Origin of the sequence: Fusobacterium mortiferum ATCC 9817, from assembly GCF_000158195.2 — a bacterium.
Classification (GTDB): domain Bacteria; phylum Fusobacteriota; class Fusobacteriia; order Fusobacteriales; family Fusobacteriaceae; genus Fusobacterium_A; species Fusobacterium_A mortiferum.
The window spans coordinates 315,232-336,105 of record NZ_GL987988.1; the positions used below are offsets into that span (position 1 = coordinate 315,232).

20 protein-coding genes and 1 riboswitch are annotated in these 20,874 nt (G+C 26.4%); of the genes, 10 read left to right on the plus strand and 10 right to left on the minus strand.

Annotated elements, in window-relative coordinates:
- Window positions 1-2 precede the first annotated feature (2 nt).
- Window positions 3-872, plus strand: coding sequence for a 4-hydroxy-3-methylbut-2-enyl diphosphate reductase (gene ispH, locus FMAG_RS13715; RefSeq protein WP_040493550.1), 870 nt, complete (start codon window positions 3-5; stop codon window positions 870-872).
- Window positions 872-2,494 (plus strand): 30S ribosomal protein S1, encoded by a 1,623-nt coding sequence (locus FMAG_RS02555; RefSeq protein ID WP_040493552.1) that lies wholly within the window; start codon window positions 872-874, stop codon window positions 2,492-2,494. The genes ispH and FMAG_RS02555 overlap by 1 nt, the downstream gene beginning before the upstream one ends.
- Before the next feature lie 85 nt (window positions 2,495-2,579).
- On the opposite strand, the gene FMAG_RS02560 is transcribed toward FMAG_RS02555, so the two are convergent.
- Together FMAG_RS02560 and FMAG_RS02565 are read right to left on the minus strand one after the other, a co-directional pair.
- On the minus strand, window positions 2,580-3,932 hold the full coding sequence (locus tag FMAG_RS02560; protein ID WP_005883752.1) for a sensor histidine kinase: 1,353 nt from the start codon (window positions 3,930-3,932) through the stop codon (window positions 2,580-2,582).
- Window positions 3,929-4,624 (minus strand): response regulator transcription factor, encoded by a 696-nt coding sequence (locus tag FMAG_RS02565; RefSeq protein WP_005883753.1) that lies wholly within the window; start codon window positions 4,622-4,624, stop codon window positions 3,929-3,931. The genes FMAG_RS02560 and FMAG_RS02565 overlap by 4 nt, the downstream gene beginning before the upstream one ends.
- Window positions 4,625-4,773: 149 nt before the next feature.
- Here FMAG_RS02565 and FMAG_RS02570 point away from each other — a divergent pair, with 149 nt between their 5' ends.
- From FMAG_RS02570 to FMAG_RS02595, 6 genes are read left to right on the plus strand one after another with little or no spacing between them, the layout of a single operon-like run.
- Window positions 4,774-5,493, plus strand: a complete 720-nt coding sequence (locus FMAG_RS02570; protein ID WP_005883754.1) for a glycosyltransferase family 2 protein — start codon at window positions 4,774-4,776, stop codon at window positions 5,491-5,493.
- Complete coding sequence (locus FMAG_RS02575; RefSeq protein ID WP_005883755.1) at window positions 5,490-5,771, plus strand: lipid-A-disaccharide synthase N-terminal domain-containing protein; 282 nt, start codon at window positions 5,490-5,492, stop codon at window positions 5,769-5,771. Before FMAG_RS02570 ends, FMAG_RS02575 begins: the two co-directional genes overlap by 4 nt.
- Window positions 5,772-5,781: 10 nt before the next feature.
- Window positions 5,782-7,380 carry an ArnT family glycosyltransferase gene (locus FMAG_RS02580; RefSeq protein WP_005883756.1) on the plus strand — a complete coding sequence of 533 codons (1,599 nt, stop codon included), beginning with the start codon at window positions 5,782-5,784 and terminating at the stop codon, window positions 7,378-7,380.
- 1 nt (window position 7,381) lies between these two features.
- Window positions 7,382-8,431: a GDP-mannose 4,6-dehydratase gene (locus FMAG_RS02585; RefSeq protein ID WP_005883757.1), complete on the plus strand. Its 1,050-nt coding sequence runs from the start codon at window positions 7,382-7,384 to the stop codon at window positions 8,429-8,431.
- 3 nt (window positions 8,432-8,434) lie between these two features.
- The gene (locus tag FMAG_RS02590) at window positions 8,435-9,757 is read left to right on the plus strand and encodes a UDP-glucose dehydrogenase family protein (protein WP_005883758.1); all 1,323 of its coding nucleotides are present in this window, start codon (window positions 8,435-8,437) and stop codon (window positions 9,755-9,757) included.
- A gap of 13 nt (window positions 9,758-9,770) precedes the next feature.
- Entirely contained in the window at window positions 9,771-11,240 is a 1,470-nt protein-coding gene (locus tag FMAG_RS02595; protein ID WP_005883759.1) for an ArnT family glycosyltransferase, read from the plus strand.
- A gap of 354 nt (window positions 11,241-11,594) precedes the next feature.
- On the opposite strand, the gene yqeC is transcribed toward FMAG_RS02595, so the two are convergent.
- The 8 genes from yqeC to FMAG_RS02635 form a co-directional block, all read right to left on the minus strand.
- Entirely contained in the window at window positions 11,595-12,875 is a 1,281-nt protein-coding gene (gene yqeC, locus FMAG_RS02600; protein ID WP_005883760.1) for a selenium cofactor biosynthesis protein YqeC, read from the minus strand.
- A gap of 118 nt (window positions 12,876-12,993) precedes the next feature.
- On the minus strand, window positions 12,994-13,767 hold the full coding sequence (locus tag FMAG_RS02605; protein WP_005883761.1) for a MetQ/NlpA family ABC transporter substrate-binding protein: 774 nt from the start codon (window positions 13,765-13,767) through the stop codon (window positions 12,994-12,996).
- A 27-nt stretch (window positions 13,768-13,794) separates the two neighbouring features.
- Entirely contained in the window at window positions 13,795-14,577 is a 783-nt protein-coding gene (locus tag FMAG_RS02610; RefSeq protein WP_005883762.1) for a MetQ/NlpA family ABC transporter substrate-binding protein, read from the minus strand.
- Between the two features lie 39 nt (window positions 14,578-14,616).
- The gene (locus FMAG_RS02615) at window positions 14,617-15,264 is read right to left on the minus strand and encodes a methionine ABC transporter permease (protein WP_005883763.1); all 648 of its coding nucleotides are present in this window, start codon (window positions 15,262-15,264) and stop codon (window positions 14,617-14,619) included.
- Window positions 15,254-16,264 (minus strand): methionine ABC transporter ATP-binding protein, encoded by a 1,011-nt coding sequence (locus FMAG_RS02620; RefSeq protein ID WP_005883765.1) that lies wholly within the window; start codon window positions 16,262-16,264, stop codon window positions 15,254-15,256. The genes FMAG_RS02615 and FMAG_RS02620 overlap by 11 nt, the downstream gene beginning before the upstream one ends.
- An 83-nt stretch (window positions 16,265-16,347) precedes the next feature.
- Window positions 16,348-16,435: riboswitch (SAM riboswitch) on the minus strand.
- A gap of 82 nt (window positions 16,436-16,517) precedes the next feature.
- Window positions 16,518-17,450, minus strand: coding sequence for a flavodoxin family protein (locus FMAG_RS02625; protein WP_005883767.1), 933 nt, complete (start codon window positions 17,448-17,450; stop codon window positions 16,518-16,520).
- A gap of 49 nt (window positions 17,451-17,499) precedes the next feature.
- Entirely contained in the window at window positions 17,500-18,384 is an 885-nt protein-coding gene (locus FMAG_RS02630; protein ID WP_005883768.1) for a hypothetical protein, read from the minus strand.
- A gap of 58 nt (window positions 18,385-18,442) precedes the next feature.
- Complete coding sequence (locus tag FMAG_RS02635; RefSeq protein ID WP_005883770.1) at window positions 18,443-18,877, minus strand: MarR family winged helix-turn-helix transcriptional regulator; 435 nt, start codon at window positions 18,875-18,877, stop codon at window positions 18,443-18,445.
- A gap of 140 nt (window positions 18,878-19,017) precedes the next feature.
- On the opposite strand from FMAG_RS02635, the gene FMAG_RS02640 reads away from it, so the two are divergent.
- On the plus strand, window positions 19,018-19,464 hold the full coding sequence (locus FMAG_RS02640; protein WP_005883772.1) for a MarR family winged helix-turn-helix transcriptional regulator: 447 nt from the start codon (window positions 19,018-19,020) through the stop codon (window positions 19,462-19,464).
- 53 nt (window positions 19,465-19,517) lie between these two features.
- Window positions 19,518-20,852 carry an MATE family efflux transporter gene (locus tag FMAG_RS02645; protein ID WP_005883774.1) on the plus strand — a complete coding sequence of 445 codons (1,335 nt, stop codon included), beginning with the start codon at window positions 19,518-19,520 and terminating at the stop codon, window positions 20,850-20,852.
- Window positions 20,853-20,874: the final 22 nt, after the last annotated feature.

Sequence of the window (20,874 nt, forward strand, 5' to 3'; positions counted from 1 at the left end):
TTATGGAGATAATAAGAGCAAAGCATATGGGATTTTGTTTTGGAGTTGCTGGAGCTATTAGTATGTGTCATAAAGTTTCTAGCGATGAGAAAAATAGAGATAAAAGAATATATATACTGGGAATGTTAGTCCACAATGAGCATGTAGTAAACCAACTTTCAAAACAAGGATTTAAAATTGTAGAGGAGATGGATATTTTACAAGGAAAAGATGAGTTACAAAAGGGAGATATTGTAATAATTAGAGCTCATGGTACCTCAGAAAGAATTTTTAATATTCTAAAAGAAAAAGAGGTAGAGATATATGATGCTACTTGTGTATTTGTAACTCAAATAAGAAAAACTCTTGTAGAAATGGAAAAAAAAGGGTATGATATATTATTTATAGGAGATAAAAACCATCCTGAAGTAAAGGGGATAATCTCTTTTGGAAAAAGGGTAACTGTTTGTAATGACTTAGAAGAGCTACAAAGTATAGAGATAGATCCTAAAAAAGAGTACTGTCTATTGACGCAAACAACTTTAAATAAAAAAAAGTTGGAAAAAATAAAAAGTTATTTGGAAAATAGCTATCAAAATGTTAAAATATTAGATAAGGTATGTGGTGCTACTCAAGTGAGACAAGAAGCTGTAGAAGAATTAGCTCAACAAGTAGATATGCTCATAGTTGTAGGAGGAAAAACTAGTTCAAATACTAAGAAGTTATATGATATTTCAATTAGTTATAATCCTAATACATATTTAATTCAAGATGAGAATGACTTAAAAAAAGAGTGGTTTGAAGGGAAGAATAAAATAGGTATAACAGCAGGAGCCTCAACACCAGAAGAAATAGTAATTAAAATAGAAAATCAAATAAGGGGGATTCATTAATGTATAACAACGAAAATTATGATGAATTTGAAGCTCTGCTAAATGAGTACTTACCAGCAGAGGAAAAAACAAGGGTAAGAGCAACAGGAATAATAGCACAAAGAGATAGAAACTTTGCTTATCTTGATGTACAAGGACAACCAACAAGTGTTAGAGTTAGAAACGAAGAGCTTTTAGCTTATAACATAGGTGATGAAGTAGAGATACTTTTAGTTGGAGAAACTGAAGATGGAGAATTCATAATCGGTTCAAGAAGAAGAATTGATATGGAAGATAATCTAAAAAAATTAGAAGAAGCTTTTGAAAAAAAAGAGATAATTACAGGAAAAATTGTAAAGAGAATAAAAGGTGGATATATGGTAGAAGCTATGTTCCATCAAGGATTCTTACCTAACTCTCTATCAGAAATTAATATGAAAGATGGAGATAACTTCATAGGTAAAGAAGTTCAACTTATGATAAAAGATATCCAAACAGAAAAAGATAAGAAAACTAAAAAAATAACTTTCTCAAGAAAAGATATCACTCTACAAAAAGAGGAACAAGAGTTTTCTCAATTAAAAGTAGGAGATGTAGTTGAAGCTGAAGTAACTGATGTTTTAGACTTTGGATTATCAGTAAAAATAGGACACTTAAGAGGATTTGTACATATCTCTGAAATCTCTTGGAAAAAATTAGAAAAATTAACTGATGAGTATAAAAAGGGAGATATAATAAAAGGAGAGATAATCTCTTTAGAAGCTGAAAAGAAAAATATAAAACTTTCTATAAAAGCTTTAACAAGAAATCCTTGGGATGTTGTAGCTGAAACTGTAGGAGTAGGTTCAGTTGTAGAAGGAAAAGTTACTAAATTACTTCCTTATGGAGTATTTGTAGAAATAGCTGATGGAGTAGAGGGACTTATCCATATGTCTGACTTCACTTGGAATAAGAAAAGAGTTAATCTTGGAGAGTTTGTACAAGTGGGAGATACTGTAAAAGTTAGAGTTCTTGAGTTTGTACCAGCTGAAAGAAAATTAAAATTAGGAATAAAACAACTTTGTGAAAATCCTTGGGATACTGCTGAGGAGAGATTTGCTGTTGGAAAAGAGTTATCAGCAAAAGTTTTAGAAGTAAAACCATTTGGACTATTTGCAGAAGTTGAGCCTGGAGTAGATGTATTCATCCACCAATCTGATTATAATTGGCAAGGAGAACCTAATAAAAAATTCTCTGTAGGAGATACTGTAGACTTTAAAGTTATAGAGTTAAATATGGAAGATAATAAAATAAAAGGAAGTATAAAAGCTTTAACTAAGAGTCCATGGGAAGTAGCTTTAGAAACTTATAAAGTAGGACAAACAGTAGAGAAAGAGATTAAAAATATTATGGATTTTGGATTATTCTTAAATCTAAGTAAAGGTGTAGATGGATTTGTACCTGCTCAAATGGCATCTAAAGACTTTGTTAAAAATTTAAAAGATAAATTTAAAGTTGGAGATGTTGTAAAAGCTCAAATTGTTGAAATAGATAAAGAGAAACAAAGAATAAAATTATCTATTAAGAAAATAGAATTAGAAGAAGAGAGAAGAGAAAATCAAGAGCTATTATCTAAATATGGAACTTCTTCTACTGAAGAGTAATTAATAAATTTTAATTGACAAATAAGGAGTTGTTAACTTATGATTCTACTCATTAGATTACAACTCCTTTTTATTTTATATAAATTTATTTTAACGGAAGAGTAAGAGTAACAATAGTTCCTTTATTTAATTCACTTCTTATATCTAAGTCGATATTTAAAGTTTCTACTATTTTTTTTACTATTGAAAGACCAAGTCCATGACTTTTCATTTCTCTACTTCTTGCCTTATCTACTCTAAAAAATCTATCAAAAATATGTTTTAAATTTTCTTGACTAATACCTTCCCCATTATCAATAATATCTACTATTATATTTTTATTTTCTCTTATATTTATATAAATCTCTTTATCTCTCCCATATTTAATAGCATTTTCAATAAGATTTAAAAAAAGTTGTCTTATAAGATGATAATCAGAATTAATGAAACTTTTTTTAGAAGAAAAATTTATTTTTTGATTTGGATAAATAATTTTTAAATCATTTATAATTTCTGTTATAGCTTTTGAAATATTAAAATTCTTGTTTTCTTTCTCATCATAGTCATCTTTTGCTAGAAATAAAAGTTTTGAAATAAGAGAAGACATATTTTTGGTTTCTTCTTCTATTGAATTAAGAGCTTCTATTACAATATCTTTATTTTCAATTCCCCATCTTTTTATAAGATTAATATAACCACTTATAATAAAAATAGGTGTTTTCATTTCGTGGGAAGCACTATTTACAAAATTAATTTGTGCTTCTGTTTGTGATTGTAATCTTTTAAGCATATTATTATATGAATTTATTATTGAATTAAATTCAACAAAGTTATTTTTACTTTCTAATTTATAATTCATATTTTCAAGATTCACTTTATTTGTAATATCTCTTAAATTTTCTAAAGGTGGTATAATTTTATTATAAAATCTTTTTGCTATAACTATACTTGTAATAATAGTTATAAATATTAAAACAAAAGAAGCTTCAAGTATACTAAGAATTATTTTTCTATCTTCTTTCATATCTTTTATAATTAAAATCTCAATTGTATTTTTCCCATCTATTTCTATTTTTTTATTTAAAAATTCATATTTATAGAAGCCTAAACTCTGGATTTCTTCATATATATTTGTTTCATTTAAAAGATTAATAAATTCTTCTTTTAAATCATATGAATAGTATTTACCCGTATTTTTAAAAATAACTGTTATTCCTTGAATTTTAGGACACTCTTCTAAAGCTTCTAAAAATATTTCTTCAAAATTTTCTCCTTTTTTAAGTTTTTCTTCTATTCCATTCATTTCATAATTTATAAATCCGTTGATTACCTCTATATCTAAATAGGCTGCATTTTTTATATAAGAAGAAAAGAAAAGCATTGTTATCATATAAGATATTGAAAATAAAATTATTAAATTTCTATAACTCTTCATCAGCTCATAGGATAATTTTTTCATAGGGACTCTCCTTCATTTTTAATAATTTTTTTTAATATATAGCCAAAGCCTCTAACTGTATGAATATATTTTTCATTTTTATTTTCTATTTTTTTTCTAAGAAGATTAATATATACATCTACAATTTTATCTTTTCCCTCAAAATCATACCCCCAAATTTCTTCAATTATTTTTTCACGTGATATAACAATTTCTTTATTTAGTAAAAAAAGATACATAATATTATATTCTTTTTTAGTGAGGAATATTTTTTCTTCTCCTTTAAATAGTATTTTTGAATCTATCTCTAATTTTAAATTCTCATATGTGATAGTATTATGTGTTTTAAATTCTTTTTTATTTCTAAGAGCAACCCTCATTCTAGCAAAAAGTTCCTCTATTTCAAAAGGTTTTGTAATATAATCATCAGCTCCCATATCAAGTAGTTCTATCTTATTTAGTGTCTGATCTTTAGCAGTTAAAATTATAATAGGAATTTCTGAAGTTTTTCTTATAATTTTACAAACTTCTTCTCCACTTAAAATTGGCATCATTAAATCAAGAAGAATAATATCAGGAGTTTCATTTTTAAATTTATTAATACCAATTTCTCCATTTTCTCCAATAATAACTTTATATCCTTCATGCTCTAATTCTAATTGAAGAAATCTTCTTATATTCTTGTCATCTTCTATTATTAGTACTTTTTTCAATTTTCTCACCTTTATAAGTTATTTCATCTTTTAATTAATAATAACATAAAAAGATTAAAAAAAAGTAAAAAATTATCTATTTTTTTACCTTTTTTTTACCTTGTTCTTTTAATATATAACTATATTAAAAATATAAAGGAGAGATGAAGATGAATCGTATATCAGTAATTGCACCTGTTTATAATGAAAAAGAAAATATATCTTTATTTATAAACCAAGTGGAAACTTCATTGAAAAAAAAGTTTGATTCTTATGAAATAATCTTAATTGATGATGGAAGTAATGATGGAAGCCGTGAATTACTTGACAAGGAAGCAGAGAAAAATGGGCATGTAAAAGTCTATCATTTTACCCAAAATAATGGTCAAACTGCTGCTATTGCAGCTGGGTTTAAAGTTTGTTCTGGAGATCTAATAGTAACTATGGATTCAGACTTACAAACTAATCCAGAAGATATATATACACTTTTACCATATATTGAAGAATACGATATGGTAAATGGAAAACGTGAAACAAGAGAAGATGGATTTAAAAAGAAACTTTCCTCTTTTATAGGAAATAGCGTAAGAAATTTCATAACAAATGATGATATAAAAGATACGGGATGTCCTTTAAAACTTTTTAAAAAAGAAGTAGTAAAAAGTTTTTATCTATATGAAGGAATGCATAGATTTTTACCCACTCTTGCTAAAATGAATGGATTTAAAGTTATTGAAGTTCCAGTTAGGCATTATGATAGAGAGTTTGGAAAATCTAAATATGGAATTTCTAATAGACTTTTTAAAGGGCTTAAAGATGCTTTTGCTGTAAGATGGATGAAACAAAGAAAATTACATTATCAATTTGACATTGGAGAAGAAGAAATATGATAAAAAGTTTTGATTGGAATATATTTGTAATAATAGGATTTTTAGGACAAATTATGTTTTCTATGAGATTTATTTTACAATGGATTGCTAGTGAAAAAGCAGGACAAAGTATTATACCCTTTTCATTCTGGATATTTAGCTTGGGGGGAAGTCTTCTTCTCTTTTTATATGCAGTATATAAAAAAGATCCAGTATTTATTTTAGGACAAGCTCCAAATCTTTTTATATATTCAAGAAATATCTGGCTAATTAAAAAGAATAAAAAGAAAAGGGAGTGAAATAATTAGTATGGATAAACAAGAAAGAAAATACTTAATAATTTTAGCTTTTATTTCTATGGTTGCTTTCTTTTCAAATTTATGGGTAAGACCAGCTGATTTAATGGAAGCAAGAAACTTTATAACGGCAAGGGAGATGATACAAAATGATAATTATATTATTCCTACTCTCAATGATTTTTTAAGATTTGAAAAACCACCTCTTCCAACATGGGTTACGGCTCTTGTAATGAATATTACTGAAAATGTTAAAGATGAGTATATTTTACGTATCCCAGTTGCACTTTGTGGAATACTATTCATCTATCTTTTATATTATTTTGTAAAAATTACAACAGAAAATAAGTTACAAAGTTTTATAACAGCTTTTATTGGAAGTACAACTTTTATGATTATAAAAATAGGGAATGAAAATACTTGGGATTTATATACCTATGTTTTTGCTTTTGGAGCAATATTATTTTTTATAAGAGGTTTAAAAAAAGAAAAATTAATAGATTTTTTTATAACTGGAATTTTTCTATCTGCTTCTATAATGAGTAAAGGTCCTATTGGTATATATGGACTAATACTTCCATTTCTAATTGCTCACATCTATATTTATGGATTTTCAAGTTATAAGAAAAATATAGTAAAAATATTCGTTACTCTTATTATAACTATAATATTTTCTAGTATATGGCCACTTATAATATATTTAAAATATCCAGATTATTTTTTAAGTATTCTAAATAAAGAAAAAAATACTTGGAGTAATAGTCATGTAAAAAGTTTTGTTTATTATATGGACTATTTTATTTATATGGGTATTTGGATGTTTTTCTCTGTATTAACACTCTATTTTAATTGGATTAAAAGAAGAAGTGAAAACAAGAATTTTTCAAAGTTTATTTTTCTTTGGAATATATTAATTATTCTTGCTCTCTCTATAATAAAAATGAAGAAAAAAAGATATGGGATTCCAATATATATGATTTCTATAATAGGTGTAGGAACAATTTGTTACTATTATTATAATAAGTGTTGGGATAAATTAAAGAAATCTGATAAAATTCTTCTCTATTTTCAATTAGGATTTATCTCCTTTATTTCTATTACTATTCCAATTATTATATTTTTTAAAGGTTATCTTTTAAATCAAGTAGGATTAACATACTTCATCATTACTATAATTAGTTTTATTCCATTTATTATCTATGGAATTAGATATATTTTATATAAAAAAGATATAAACACAAAATTTATAGTAATTGGAAGTGGAATTTTGATGCTTATTGTAAATCTTACTTCAAATTGGTTTTTTGATACAAATTTTATTAATAAAAATAAAAAAGAAAATATAGAAAATTATACAAAAATAAAAGTTATGAGAGCAAATCCACCAAGTCTTAATATATATTCAAATAACTTTGAAATTGAAGATGTATGGAGAGTAGGAAAAAGTATTAAACCTTTTAATATCAATAATGATCTACCAGATAAATTTATTTTCTTAGGAGAGGTTTCAGAAAAGATGAAATCAAAATTTTATATTCAAAAGCAAGAAATTTATGTAAAAGAAAATGGAGATTTAGCAAAATTTTATTACTTGAAAAAAATGGAGGGATAAAATGAATATTGTAGTTACTGGAGGAGTTGGTTTTATTGGCTCTCATCTATGTGAAACTCTTTTAAAAGAGGGGCATAAAGTTATCTGTATAGATAATTTTGATGAATTTTATCAATTAAATATAAAAATAAGAAATCTTTTTGAAAGCACAGGAAATAAAAAACAATTTAAAATTTTTGAAAAAGAAATATTATCTAAAAATCTATCTAAAAATGAAATTATTAATTCAATAAAAGAATTTATAAAAAATGATAACTATAAGCTTTATTTTATGGATATAAGAGATAAAGAAATCGAGAAAATTTTTAGAGAAGAAAAACCAGATATTGTAATAAATTTAGCTGGACTTGCAGGAGTTAGACCCTCTCTCTTAAATCCATTAGAGTATGAATCTGTAAATGTACAGGGATTTATAAATCTTTTAGAAAATTGTAAAAGATGTGGAATAAATAAATTTATTCAAGCTTCTTCCTCTTCTGTATATGGAAATAATAAAATTGTTCCTTTTAAAGAGAATGACGTAGTTGACTTTGCTATCTCTCCATATGCTGCTACAAAAAAGAGTTGTGAAGTAATGGGGCATGTTTTTCACTCTCTTTATAATATAGATATGATACATCTTAGATTTTTTACTGTGTATGGTGAAAGGCAAAGACCTGATTTAGCTATTTCTAAATTTGTAAAAAATATAATAGAAGGAAAAGAAATTACTATGTATGGAGAGGGAGATACCTATAGAGATTATACATATGTTGCTGATATTATACAGGGAATAAAAAAATCTATAAACTATATTAATTCTAATACTAATGTTTATGAGATTTTAAATTTAGGTAATGGTAATACAATAGCTTTAAAAAAGATGATTTCAGTTTTGGAAAAAAAACTTGAATTAGAAGCAAAAATTAAAAAACTTCCTAAGCAATTAGGTGATGTAGATAGAACCTTTGCAGATATAACAAAAGCAAAAAATATGATTGGATACTCTCCAGAAACAACTTTTGAAAAAGGTATAGAAAGATTTATAAAATGGTACAATGAAAAGGAGTAAAAATTGAAAATAGGTGTTATAGGAACTGGATATGTAGGACTTGTTCAAGGTGTTATCATGGCGGATTTTGGTTCTAATGTAATCTGTATGGATATAAATGAGGACAGAATAAAAAAATTACAAGTTGGAGAAAGTCCAATATTTGAACCAGGATTAAAGGAGCTTTTATTAAAAAATATAAAAGAGAAAAGAATAAGTTTCACAACTGATATAAAAAAAGTGGTTGAAGAATCAGAAGTATTATTTATAGCTGTGGGAACTCCAGCTAATGAAGATGACTCAGCTGATCTTCATTATATTTTAGAAGTCGCTGAAAATATTGGTACATATATAAATGGTTATAAAGTAATTGTAGATAAATCTACTGTTCCAGTAGGAACAGGAAAACTTGTTAGAGAAACCATTGAGAAAAAACTTAATCAAAGAAAACAAAAAATAAGTTTTGATATTGTTTCTAATCCTGAATTTTTAAGAGAAGGTAAGGCTATTACAGATTGTCAACGTCCAGATAGAGTAGTAATAGGATATGAAAGTGAAAAAGCAAAAGAGATAATGAAAAAAGTTTATGATGTATTATTTATAAATGAGACACCTTTTATTTTTACTAATATAGAAACTGCTGAAATGATAAAATACTCTTCTAATGCTATGTTAGCTGTAAAAATCTCTTTTATAAATGAGATTGCTCTTTTAGCTGAAAAAGTAGGAGCAAATACTCAAGAAATTGCAAGAGCAATGGGAATGGATGGAAGAATTTCTCCAAAATTTTTACATTGTGGACCAGGATATGGTGGTTCATGTTTTCCTAAAGATACGAGAGCAATAGTAGATGTAGGGAAAAAATATGGTGAGGAGATGTTAGTAATAAAAGCTGCTATTGAAGCTAATCAAAAACAGAAAAAAAGAGTTATAGAAAAAATAATTTCAAAAATGAATGGAGTATCTGGAAAAATTATAGGAATCTTAGGACTCTCTTTCAAACCAGATACTGATGATATGAGAGAAGCTCCAAGTATAGATATTATAAGAGGACTTGTAAAATCTGGAGCTAAAATTCATGCATATTGTCCTGAAGGAATAAAAGAAGCTAGATGGAGACTCGCAGATATAGAAAAAAATATAATATATTGTGCTGATGAATATTCTATAGCTAATGATGCAGATGGAATTGTATTAATTACTGAATGGAATCAATTTAGAGGAATGAATCTTAAAAATGTAAGAGAAAGAATGAAGGACAATTTTTATTTTGATTTAAGAAATGTCTATGTTAAAGATAGCAATGTAAGAAAAATTTTTAAATATTATCCAATCGGTCAAGAATAAAGAGGAAAATACTATGTATAAAAAGTCAAAAATTGATAAAAATTATATTATCTTTACTTTTATTTATATCTTAATATTTGTTCCTATTATTATTTTACGTTTTCCTGATATTAGGAATGAAATAAAATATTTTCTTATAACTGATACTATTATAGAAAGTAAAAATTTTTTTATATTGAAATACAAAAATGAATTATATCCAGATAAGCCACCTTTGTATTTTTTTATTCTTTATATTATTAAAAAATATTTTGGTAAATATTTTATTCAGGGAGCTATAGTATTTGGAACACTTATTCCTTCATTTCTTATTACAACATTTTTTTATAAATTTATGAAGAGTTTTAAAAATAGAAGAGTAGCATTTATAAATACATTGTTTTTATTATCACTTCCTTTTTACATAGGGCTTTCAATTTTTATGAGAATGGATATGTTAATGACAACTTTTATATTTTTTTCTCTCTATTTTTTCTTTCAAATTTACTATAAAAAATTAAATGAAAAAAATATTTTTAAAATTTATATTTTTATTTTCCTTGCACTATTTACAAAAGGAATAGCAGGTTTTGCAATTCCAATTGCTATAATTTTAACTTTTCTTATTTTTGAAAGAAATTTAAAATTTCTTAAAAATATAAAATTTATTCAAGGAATTATTTTTATTATTTTCTTAATTGGAATATGGGGAATTTTAATTTTTCTACAGCCTCAAGGAAAAGAATACTTAAAACTTCTATTAGGGCAAGAAACGGTTGGTAGAATAGTAAATTCAAAAACTCATGTAAGAAGTTTTTTCTATTATATTGAAAATATCCCTCTTATAATGTATCCATATGGAGTAGCAATTTTAATATCATTAATTTTTTATCTAAAAAATATAAGAGGTTATAAGAAATGGCTTCCAATAGAAAAAATAGGATTTCTTTGGAGTATTATTCCTCTTTTACTTTTTTCATGTGCAAGTGGAAAATTAGCTATCTATCTTTTACCTATTTTCCCAGGAAATATAATTATTTTAATAAATTTTTTTATGAGAACAAAAAATATAAAATTTGGAAAAGTAATATTAAAAATTACAGAAATATTTTCATTATTAGCTATTCCTTTTAATTATCTTTTCAATAAAAGGAAAAATTTTTATAAAAGAGTTATTTTAATACCTTTTTCAATTTTTGTAATATTTATTTTTTTAATTTCAGGAGTTGAAATATATAATAAAGAATTTTCTTTAAAATATGTAGTTAAAAATATCTCAAAATATAGTGATAAAACAATTATCGCATATAAATTTTCAGATATGATTAACTTAAAGAATGAGATTAAAAAAGAAATATTATTAATTGAAAATAAAGAAGAAATAGAACAAGAAAAAAATATAAAATTAATTGTTGTACGTAATAAATACATCAAAGATTTAAATCTTAAGAAATTTAAAGTAATTTATAAAAATAAAAGTTATTTTTTACTATATAAATATTGAAATATTTAATCATAAAATTAGAATAAATGAAAGGAGAATGTATATAAATATTTTATATACAACAATATATGAAAAAATTAATAATATTACTATTAATATTTTATACCATAATCTGTGAAACAATAAGTAAAAAAATAAAAATATTATATAATAAAATTTCAAAGTAATTTTTCTAAAAATATATATTAAGTTTTTTTGAAAACAAAATAAAAAAACATTTATTTGTAACAAAAATGACACATGAAAAGTGTATACTTAAAACATAATAAATCTTTCCCCAAGATATTTTAATATAGATTAATAAAAATAGCAGAGTTTTTAAAGTTCTCTGCTGTTTTTATTTTTTGCAATTTTTTAAAGAGAGATAATATTTTGATACTCTTCAGGAGTATCTATATCTAAAAATTCTATCTTATTAGGGAAATCTACAAAGGAGATGAGGGACGAGTTTTTGATAACCTCTCTACCACCAGTATCACCTTCTAGATTTAAAAGTTCCTTTCTTTTATCTTTTGGAAAAAATACTGGGGAAAATCTTTCTCCCTCTGCTCTAGGAATAGTGATATAATTATATTTTAAAAATTCAAAATAGATTTTTAAGATACTATTTTTAGTTAGAAGTGGTTGGTCTCCAGTGAAAAAAACTATTCCATCTCCACTAGAGTTACTAACTCCTAATTTTACACTTTCACTTTGTCCAAGATGGGCATTTTTATTTTCAAGATAGATATAATTAAATTTTTTAGCTAAAGATTCTACCCAATCTTCCCTACCACATACGTATATATTGGAGAAAGGGAGAAAAGAGAGTTTTTCTAAGGTGTAACCTAATAAGTTTGTATCTCTATATGGCAGTTGTAACTTATTTTTTCCCATTCTTTTAGAATAACCAGAAGCCATTACTATAGCATCCGTGGAGATATATTTAAAGATATAATTGTTGTGTATAGAACCTAATACAAAATTATAAGAAGAATTATCTTTTTTTAATTGATTGCAAACTTCTAAAGTCAATGAAAATTTTTCAAGATAATTTTCTTCATCAATACCATTCAAGAAAATATATTTTTTACTAGAAGGAGAATTTTTAAAAAAATCACCTAATTTGATATAATCTATTAAAAAATTTTCATCAACAGTTTTATTTATATAACAATTAAATTTTTCTTTAAAAAGTTCAAACCTATGAATATTATTTTCTTCTAATTTTAAATCTAAAATATCTAAATTAATTATCCCAATAACTTTTGTAGAAAAACTTGGAATACAAGGCTCTGTATTATTCCAAGCTTTTATTTTTTTTTCTTTAGCCCCATCTCCTTCTATTAATATATAATCAAAATCTTTTTTTAAATCAAAAATCTTATCATAGGAAAGAGAGTGTAACTTATTATTTTCTATTTTCTCTCCATAAATAAATATATTTTTAGCTAATCCTTTAGTTTTATGGTTGGGTAATATTAATTCTTCATATTCATCTATTTTAGGAGTAAATATTTTAGTAGTAGTTGTAACTAATACTCTTCCTAAAGTAGAAAGCTCTCTAGCAAGTGAAAACATAAGAGAAGTCTTTCCACCAGCTCCTGTAATAGTAATAATATCCCCTTTTTTTATATCAAATACTTTTGTTAGCATCTATTCACCTCATCTTTTTTTATATTTTATGATAGAATAGGTAGTTAATGCAAGATAAATAATAAAAAAACTCAAGAACGAAAATTATTCTTGAGTTTTATATTAAGAAGATAATTTATTACCAAGTAGGAATATATCCACCTTTAAATTTTTCTAATACATATTTTTTCATCTTATCGCTTTGGTAAGCTTTTACAAAGGCTTTGATATCCTCTCTATTTTCATCACCTTTTCTTACAGCGAAAATATTAACATATGGAGATTTATTTACGTCCTCAACTAAAATAGCATCTTCAGTAGGAATGTATCCAGCTTCTACAGCATATCCACCATTGATAACACAAGCAGCTACATCTTTTATAACTCTAGGAAGTTGTGGAGCTTCTATTAATTTAAACTTTAATTTTTTAGGATTTTCAACAATATCAAATTCTGTTGCTAGTAGATTACTAGGGTCTTCTAATTTTATAATTCCAGCATTATGTAACATAATAAGTGCTCTTCCAGCATTAGTAGGGTCATTAGGAATAGCAATAATAGATTTTGCTGGGATTTCATCTACAGATTTATATTTTTCTGAATATAGTCCAAGAGCTACTACATAAGTTTCTCCTGCAGAAACTAAATCCAATCCCTTATCTTTACAAAATTGATTTAGATATTGAATATGTTGGAATGAGTTTATATCAATAGCTCCATCGGCTAATGCTAAGTTTGGAGTTACGTAGTCATTCATCTCTATCAATTCTAACTCTATCCCTTGAGCAGCTAAATCATCTTTTATTATATTAAACATTTCTACTCCTGGGTAAGAGCTAGTTCCTAATTTTAAAGTTTTTCCAAATGTAAGTCCAGATATAACTAATAGAAGTAGTATTATCAATTTTTTCATAAATTTCCTCCAGATGTTTTAAATATTTTAGAATGTAGCAACTACTCCACCATTGTAGTTAGCTAAAATATATTGTTTTACTTTTTCACTTTGTAAAGCTTTTATAAGTTTAACGATATCCTCTTTATTTTCATCTCCCTCTCTTACTGCTAAGATATTAGCATATGGAGATTCTTCTCCTTCTAGAGTTAGAGCATCTTTTACTGGAGAGAATCCAGCTTCTAAAGCATAGTTACCATTGATTACAGCAGCAGCTACGTCAGGTAAAACTCTAGGAAGTTGTGGAGCTTCAATAGGTTTAAATTTTAATTTTTTAGGATTTTCAACAATATCAAACTCTGTTGCATATAGATTGTTAGGATCAGCTAATTTGATAAGCCCTTTGTTATGTAGTAATATAAGTGCTCTTCCTCCATTAGATGGATCATTAGGAATAGCTATTGTAGCTTTTTCTGGTATATCTTCAAGTTTTGTATATTTTTTAGAGAATACTCCTAATGGTTCTATGTGGATTTTTGCAGCTGAAACAAGTTTTAAATTTCTTTCACTTGCAAATTTTTCTAAATATGGATAGTGTTGGAAGTAGTTAGCATCTATCTCTCCATCAGCTAATGAAAGGTTTGGTGTTACATAGTCAGTAAATTCTATAACTTTTAAATCTACTCCTTGAGCTTTTAAATCATCTTTTACTAAGTTTAAAAGTTCAGCATGTGGAACAGGTGTTGCTCCAACTTTTAATTCTCCAGCTAGAGAGTTTACTCCTAATGTTAAAAGTCCTGCTAATAAAAGTGTTCTTAGTGATAGTTTCATATTATCCTCTCCCTTATGTTATTATTATGTTATTATATGTTATCTATTTTTTTTGGCTCTGTAAACTAAATAATTTCCTAGTGATTGTAAAATTTGAACCACTATTATAATAACTATTACAGCATAAACCATAATATCTGTTTTAAATCTTTGATATCCAAATCTGATAGCTAAGTCTCCTAGTCCACCAGCTCCTATTGTACCAGCCATAGCAGAGAAACCTATAAGGCTAATCACTGTAACTGTTATTCCATGAATTATATGGGGCATAGTTTCAGGGATCATAACTTTAAATATTATTGTCCAGTTATTTGCTCCCATACTAGAACTAGCTTCAATAAGTCCTTTATCTACTTCGTTTAAAGCTCCTTCTATCATTCTAGCTACAAATGGAGCTGCTGAGATAGAAAGAGGAACTATTGCTGCTGTACTTCCTATTGTTGTCCCTACTATTATTCTTGAAAGCGGGAAAAGAAGTATCATAAGTATGATAAAAGGAAATGACCTTAAAGTATTGATTATAAAGTCTAATACTTTATTTAATTTTGGACTTTCTAAAATATTTCCTTCTTTAGTAACAGTAAGAAGTATTCCTATTGGGAAACCAATTAATAATGAAAAAAGTGTTGAGAAAAAAACCATGTATAATGTTTCTAATGTAGATGTCCATATCATACTAAATACCATTGTATATCACCTCTGTAAGTACTCCTGCTTCATTTTTAAACCAAGATATAGCTTCTTTTTGTTGCTCCATATCTCCAGATAGCTCTATAAATAGATGTCCTACTTTCATAGTAGAAAGATTATCAATAGAACCACCAATTATACTAAAATCTATATTGAAAGTTCTTACAGCTTGAGAGATAATAGGGTCTTCAGCTATTGTACCTAAGAAATCAAGTCTAACTATTGATTTACCTTTTGTTTTCATTATCTCTATTCCTTTTTCTTCCACTCCTGGTAGATAAGAGATTAACTCTTTAGTTACTTCAGATTGTGGATTAGAAAATATATGGTGTACACTTCCAGATTCTACAATTTTTCCATCAGCCATAACTGCTACTCTATTGCAAATATCTCTAATTACTTCCATTTGGTGAGTTATCATTACTACTGTAAGTCCAAATTGTTTTTGTATATTTTTTATTAATTCTAGTATCGATTTTGTAGTTTTAGGATCAAGAGCTGAAGTAGCTTCATCTGAAAGTAATATATCTGGATTATTTGCTAATGCTCTAGCAATAGCTACTCTTTGTTTTTGTCCTCCAGATAGTTGTGATGGATAGTAGTTTTCTTTATCTGATAATTCTACTACTTCTAATAATTCTTTAACTCTTTTATCTATATCAGCTTTATTCCAACCAGCTATCTCTAAAGAAAAAGCGATATTTTCTCCCACTGTTCTTGAAGAGAGTAAGTTAAAGTGTTGGAAAATCATTCCTATTTTTTTTCTTCTTTCTAATAAATCTTTTTTAGAAAGAGAGGTAATATCCACTCCATCTATTATAATTTTTCCACTTGTTGGTTCTTCTAATCTATTTAGAAGTCTTATTAATGAAGATTTTCCAGCACCACTTAGTCCTATTACTCCAAAGATATCTCCTGTTTTTATCTCTAAAGATATATCTTTTACAGCATGATAACCATTAGAATATATCTTATTTATCTTTTGTATCTCTATCATTTTTTCCTCCTGTAAATATTTTATAGTAAAAAAAATCTCTATTACCATCAAGTAATAGAGATTTAATAGAGCTTTTTTAGTTCTATCCATCTTTCTGGAATTAGCACCACACTTTTTAAGCAGGTTGCTGAAACGTCCTAGGGCCAGTCCCTCAGTTTCTCTTGATGGTTAATTTCTTTGTTAGAGCTATAATATAATTTTTTTATAAAAATGTCAATACTTTTTTTAAAATATAAAAAATTTTTATTAGAGTTTATTTTTCAGGAGTAGAAGCAACAATAAAATCTTTATATTTTTGTAAACGAGTTTTATACTCTTCAGTTTTTTTAGCTTCCATAAGTTTACTTTCATTAGTTTTGATATCATTCATATGAATAAATTTTCCAGAAAGAGTATTATGAGCATGTTCTAATTGTTCTTCAGGAAATATAAATTTAAGTCCAGTTTCATTTATTTCAAACTTACCAACAATTCCACATAGGCAACAAGTAGCACTTCCATCATTTTGTACATAGAAATTTCTACTATGACAGTGAGGGCATACTCCACTATCTCCTTTGAAAGTAGCATTTTCAATATCTCTTGCTGCTAAAGTAAGATTTCTTCCAATTTCTTGAACTCTTTTTATCTTGTCATCTTCCATAATAATTCCTTTAGACCAAGGGAAAACTTCATTATCTATGGTTTTCCACATTGGAGTAAGAGATAACATTTCACAATCACACTGAATTCTAGTTGTCCAGTCAGAACCACCTATTCCAATATAAGAGATAACTTTATCTTTGAAGTTTCTTTCATCTGGTGCAACTCCACCATTTTCTTCGGCAATTTTTTTAGCTACTACATTATTTCCTCTATCCATTCTAGGACCAAAACGGTCTACTACAGTTCTAAATATTCCAGCTGCTCCTTTTTCAAAAATAGGTACTGTAAATATAATTCCATCTGCATCTAACATCTTTCCTTTTAGCCATTCAAAATCATCTTTTAACGAGCAGATATTTCCTCTACCGCTCATTAAGGCTTTAACACAAGCTATACAACCAGTACAATGTTCTAAATCTAAGTCTAAAAGTCTGATAAATTCAACTTCTGCTCCTAATTTTTTAGCTTCCATTAGAGCTTCTTTACACATAGCATCATTATTTCCATTTTTTGTTCCTGCTGAAATTCCTAATATTTTCATTTTTTAACCTTCCTTAATTATTTTATATTTGTTTTAAACTATGGTCATTTTAATTTGTAAAATGGTATTCAGTTCCATCTCTTAAAAAATCTCTTTCTGCATGTTCTTCTAAAAATATACTTACAATATCTTTATATGGAGTTAAATATGGGAAAATATCATTAGATTTAGCCCAAGTAGGTTTTTTTACATTTGGAGTTTCTTCTATCCAATTTTTTTTCCAAGTTTTAGAATCTTTATACCAAAACTCGACTATTCTAACAAAGGGAGAAGTTTTAGGTTCAATAGACTTATAAGAGAAACATCTAAGTAGATCTTTTTGTTTTATTATTTCAGGAATAAAATTATTATAGAACCATTTCTCTCCCTCATCTTCTTTAACTCCTGTTGGATATTTTAAAGCTACTACAAATCTATAAAATGGTCCATCATCACTTGTAAGTCCATAACCTTTAAAATCGTCATCAATTTTTCTATTGACAAAAACAAAGGCAGCAGGATGAGCATTTTTATTATCTTGAACTCCCCAATCTGCTCTTTTAGTAGAAGCAATAGGGTTTCCTATCATTTCATTATATCCTTCTACCCATACTTCACTCATTGCAGTTCCTTGATTTAATTCATCTTCCATCGAAAAAGGATCTTCTCTCCAATAATGTTCAGTCATTCTCCAGTTATAAGCTCCATATTTTTCTCCACCTTCAGGAATAGGAAGAGCTCTGTAAGTTGAATATCCTGCTAAAATAGGACCATTAATATTGATTGTATCTTGAGCATGATATTTAAAAAGCCACCTATTAGCTTTAGGTAAATCATTAAGATCAGTTAAATTTAAAATTAAATAGCTTCTTTTTAATTGAGAGGCTAGAATTGGATTATTAAAAAAGATAAAAATTAATAATCCTAAAATAAAAATAATTTTTCTTTCTTTCATAAAAAACACTCCTTTTATGTGGTTAAACACATATTTTTGTTAAAAAAATAGAGTAAGATCACTCTAAATTTTTTATAATTTTATCTAATACATCGGAAAAAATTTTTTTCTCCTCTTCAGATACATTTTTAAAAACAGTATCTAAACTATGTTCTACAGTTTCTACAACATCACTTTGTATTTGTTTACCTAACTCTGTTAAAAATATTAAATTTATTCTTTTATCATTGAGAGAATTTTTCTTTATAATCAAACCTTTTTTTATAAGAGTATCTACAAGTCTAGAAACACAAGTATGATCTTTTCCAATAAGAGTTCCTATTTGATTTTGAGTAATTCCATTGCTTTCTAATAAAAAGTTAATAACACCCCACTGTTCAGGAGTTATCATAAAATTATTTTCTTTTAATTTTTTATTAAAATTTAAAGTAGTTAATCTAGAAGCTTTATCTAGTTTAAAACCTAAAGATTTTTTTAAATTATAATCACTCATAGTATCTCCTTTTATAATAAGTGTTTAAACACATATTATTTATATCACATAAAAAAGTTTTTTTCAAGAGTTTATTGACAAAAAAATAAAAAAAGTTTAGAATACTTTGTAAGCAAACTTTTTTGAGTAGGAGTATAATTATGAAAAGAGAAAAAAATGAAGATATTGGTTTTTTTGTAAAAAAAATAAGTAACCATATAGAGAGAGAGATGTATAATCAATATAAAAATTATAGTTTAAAAGATATTACCTTAATGAATATAATGATTATAAATTTTCTAGCAACTGTTGATAAAGATAAAGAAGTCTTTCAAAAGAATATAGAGGAGGAGTTTTATATCAATAAAGCAACTGCATCAAAGATGCTTTCGTTGATGGAGGAAAAAAGTCTAATAGAAAGAGTTCCTTTAGAAAATGATGGAAGGTTAAAAAAAATAGTTGTTTTAGAAAAAGGAGAGAGTTTAAAAATAGTTGGAAAAGAGATAATAAATAATTTGGAAAATAAATTAAAAAAAGATATCACTCAAGAAGAACTAGATATATTTAAGAAAGTTTGTAGATTATTAATAAAGAATATGGAAAAGTAGATTTTCCTATTTTAAAAGCAAAGTTTGCTAGCATACTAAAAAACGGAGGAAAAATGGAGAAAAATAAAAATTTATTTGAAAAAGTTGAAGTAAAAAAAGCAGTTATGGAGATGGCTATCCCTACAATAATCTCGTCATTAATTGTAGTAATATACAATATGGCAGATACATTTTTTGTAGGACAGACTCAAAATCCACTTCAAGTGGCAGCTGTATCTTTAACAAATCCAATTTTTGTAATGTATATGGCTATATCTCAACTTATTGGTATTGGAGGAAGTACATTGATTTCAATATTTTTAGGAAAGAGAAAAAGAAAATATGCAAAGCAGTGTTCAAGTTTTTCTTGTTATTCATCATTAGGATTGGGAGTAATTTTTGGAGCTATAATCATAATTTTTATGGATAATATATTAAAATTATTGGGTGCTACTCTAGATACATATATTTTTACAAGAGAGTATCTGTTTTATATAGCTCTAGGTGGACCTGTTATTTTATTTTCTAATGCTTTTGGTCATACTGTTCGTGGAGAAGGAGGAGCTAAGGCATCAATGATAGGTGGAATGATTGGAACAATTGTAAATATAGTTTTAGATCCAATATTTATCTTAACTTTAGGAATGGGAACAGCAGGAGCTGCTATAGCTACAGTTATTGGAAATATAGCTGGCACATTATATTATATTTATTATTTTAATTATAGAAGCCCGTTATTAACAATATCACCTAGATATTTTACTTTTAGTCAAGAAGTAGCAGGAAGTTTGTTAAAATTAGGAATACCTGCAGGAATAAATTCAGGGCTTATGAGTATCTCTACCATATTTTTAAATAATATTTTACTTATCTACGGAAATAGTGCAGTTGCTGCTATGGGAATAGTAACAAAGATATATCTATTAATAGCTCTAATACATATGGGAATTGCTAATGGTATCCAACCTCTTTTAGGATATTGTTATGGAGCTAAATTAAAAAAGAGATTTATGGATATTATGAAGTTTAGTTTAAAATTTTCAATAAGTATAGGCTTAATATTGACAGTAATTTATATAGTTTTTAGTAAAGAGATAATAGAATTATTTATTCAAGATAGAGAGGTTATTGAATATGGGGCAAAGATGTTAGTGGCTACTTCGTTAGCAGGACCTATATTAGGAGTAATGTTTTTATCAATAAATGGAATGCAGGCTATTAATAATCCTCTACCTGCTACTGTATTATCTTTAGCAAGACAGGGCTTATTGTTTATACCTTTGCTATTTGTGATGAACTCTTTTTTAGGATTGACAGGAGTTAACTTCACACAAACTGTAGCAGACTATATTTCTATTGTAATAGGAGTATTTTTATTTATAAATTCATTAAAAAAAGTAAAAGAATAAAAAATAGGAGCTAGTACAATTT

Coding starts and splice junctions, on each gene's coding strand:
- FMAG_RS02645 (WP_005883774.1), top strand. CDS start 19,518: ATGGAGAAAAATAAAAATTTATTTGAAAAAGTTGAAGTAAAAAAAGCA.
- FMAG_RS02555 (WP_040493552.1), top strand. CDS start 872: ATGTATAACAACGAAAATTATGATGAATTTGAAGCTCTGCTAAATGAG.
- FMAG_RS02570 (WP_005883754.1), top strand. CDS start 4,774: ATGAATCGTATATCAGTAATTGCACCTGTTTATAATGAAAAAGAAAAT.
- yqeC (WP_005883760.1), bottom strand. CDS start 12,875: ATGCTAACAAAAGTATTTGATATAAAAAAAGGGGATATTATTACTATT.
- FMAG_RS02605 (WP_005883761.1), bottom strand. CDS start 13,767: ATGAAAAAATTGATAATACTACTTCTATTAGTTATATCTGGACTTACA.
- FMAG_RS02630 (WP_005883768.1), bottom strand. CDS start 18,384: ATGAAAGAAAGAAAAATTATTTTTATTTTAGGATTATTAATTTTTATC.
- FMAG_RS02580 (WP_005883756.1), top strand. CDS start 5,782: ATGGATAAACAAGAAAGAAAATACTTAATAATTTTAGCTTTTATTTCT.
- FMAG_RS02585 (WP_005883757.1), top strand. CDS start 7,382: ATGAATATTGTAGTTACTGGAGGAGTTGGTTTTATTGGCTCTCATCTA.
- FMAG_RS02625 (WP_005883767.1), bottom strand. CDS start 17,450: ATGAAAATATTAGGAATTTCAGCAGGAACAAAAAATGGAAATAATGAT.
- FMAG_RS02610 (WP_005883762.1), bottom strand. CDS start 14,577: ATGAAACTATCACTAAGAACACTTTTATTAGCAGGACTTTTAACATTA.
- ispH (WP_040493550.1), top strand. CDS start 3: ATGGAGATAATAAGAGCAAAGCATATGGGATTTTGTTTTGGAGTTGCT.
- FMAG_RS02615 (WP_005883763.1), bottom strand. CDS start 15,264: ATGGTATTTAGTATGATATGGACATCTACATTAGAAACATTATACATG.
- FMAG_RS02640 (WP_005883772.1), top strand. CDS start 19,018: ATGAAAAGAGAAAAAAATGAAGATATTGGTTTTTTTGTAAAAAAAATA.
- FMAG_RS02620 (WP_005883765.1), bottom strand. CDS start 16,264: ATGATAGAGATACAAAAGATAAATAAGATATATTCTAATGGTTATCAT.
- FMAG_RS02575 (WP_005883755.1), top strand. CDS start 5,490: ATGATAAAAAGTTTTGATTGGAATATATTTGTAATAATAGGATTTTTA.
- FMAG_RS02635 (WP_005883770.1), bottom strand. CDS start 18,877: ATGAGTGATTATAATTTAAAAAAATCTTTAGGTTTTAAACTAGATAAA.
- FMAG_RS02595 (WP_005883759.1), top strand. CDS start 9,771: ATGTATAAAAAGTCAAAAATTGATAAAAATTATATTATCTTTACTTTT.
- FMAG_RS02560 (WP_005883752.1), bottom strand. CDS start 3,932: ATGAAAAAATTATCCTATGAGCTGATGAAGAGTTATAGAAATTTAATA.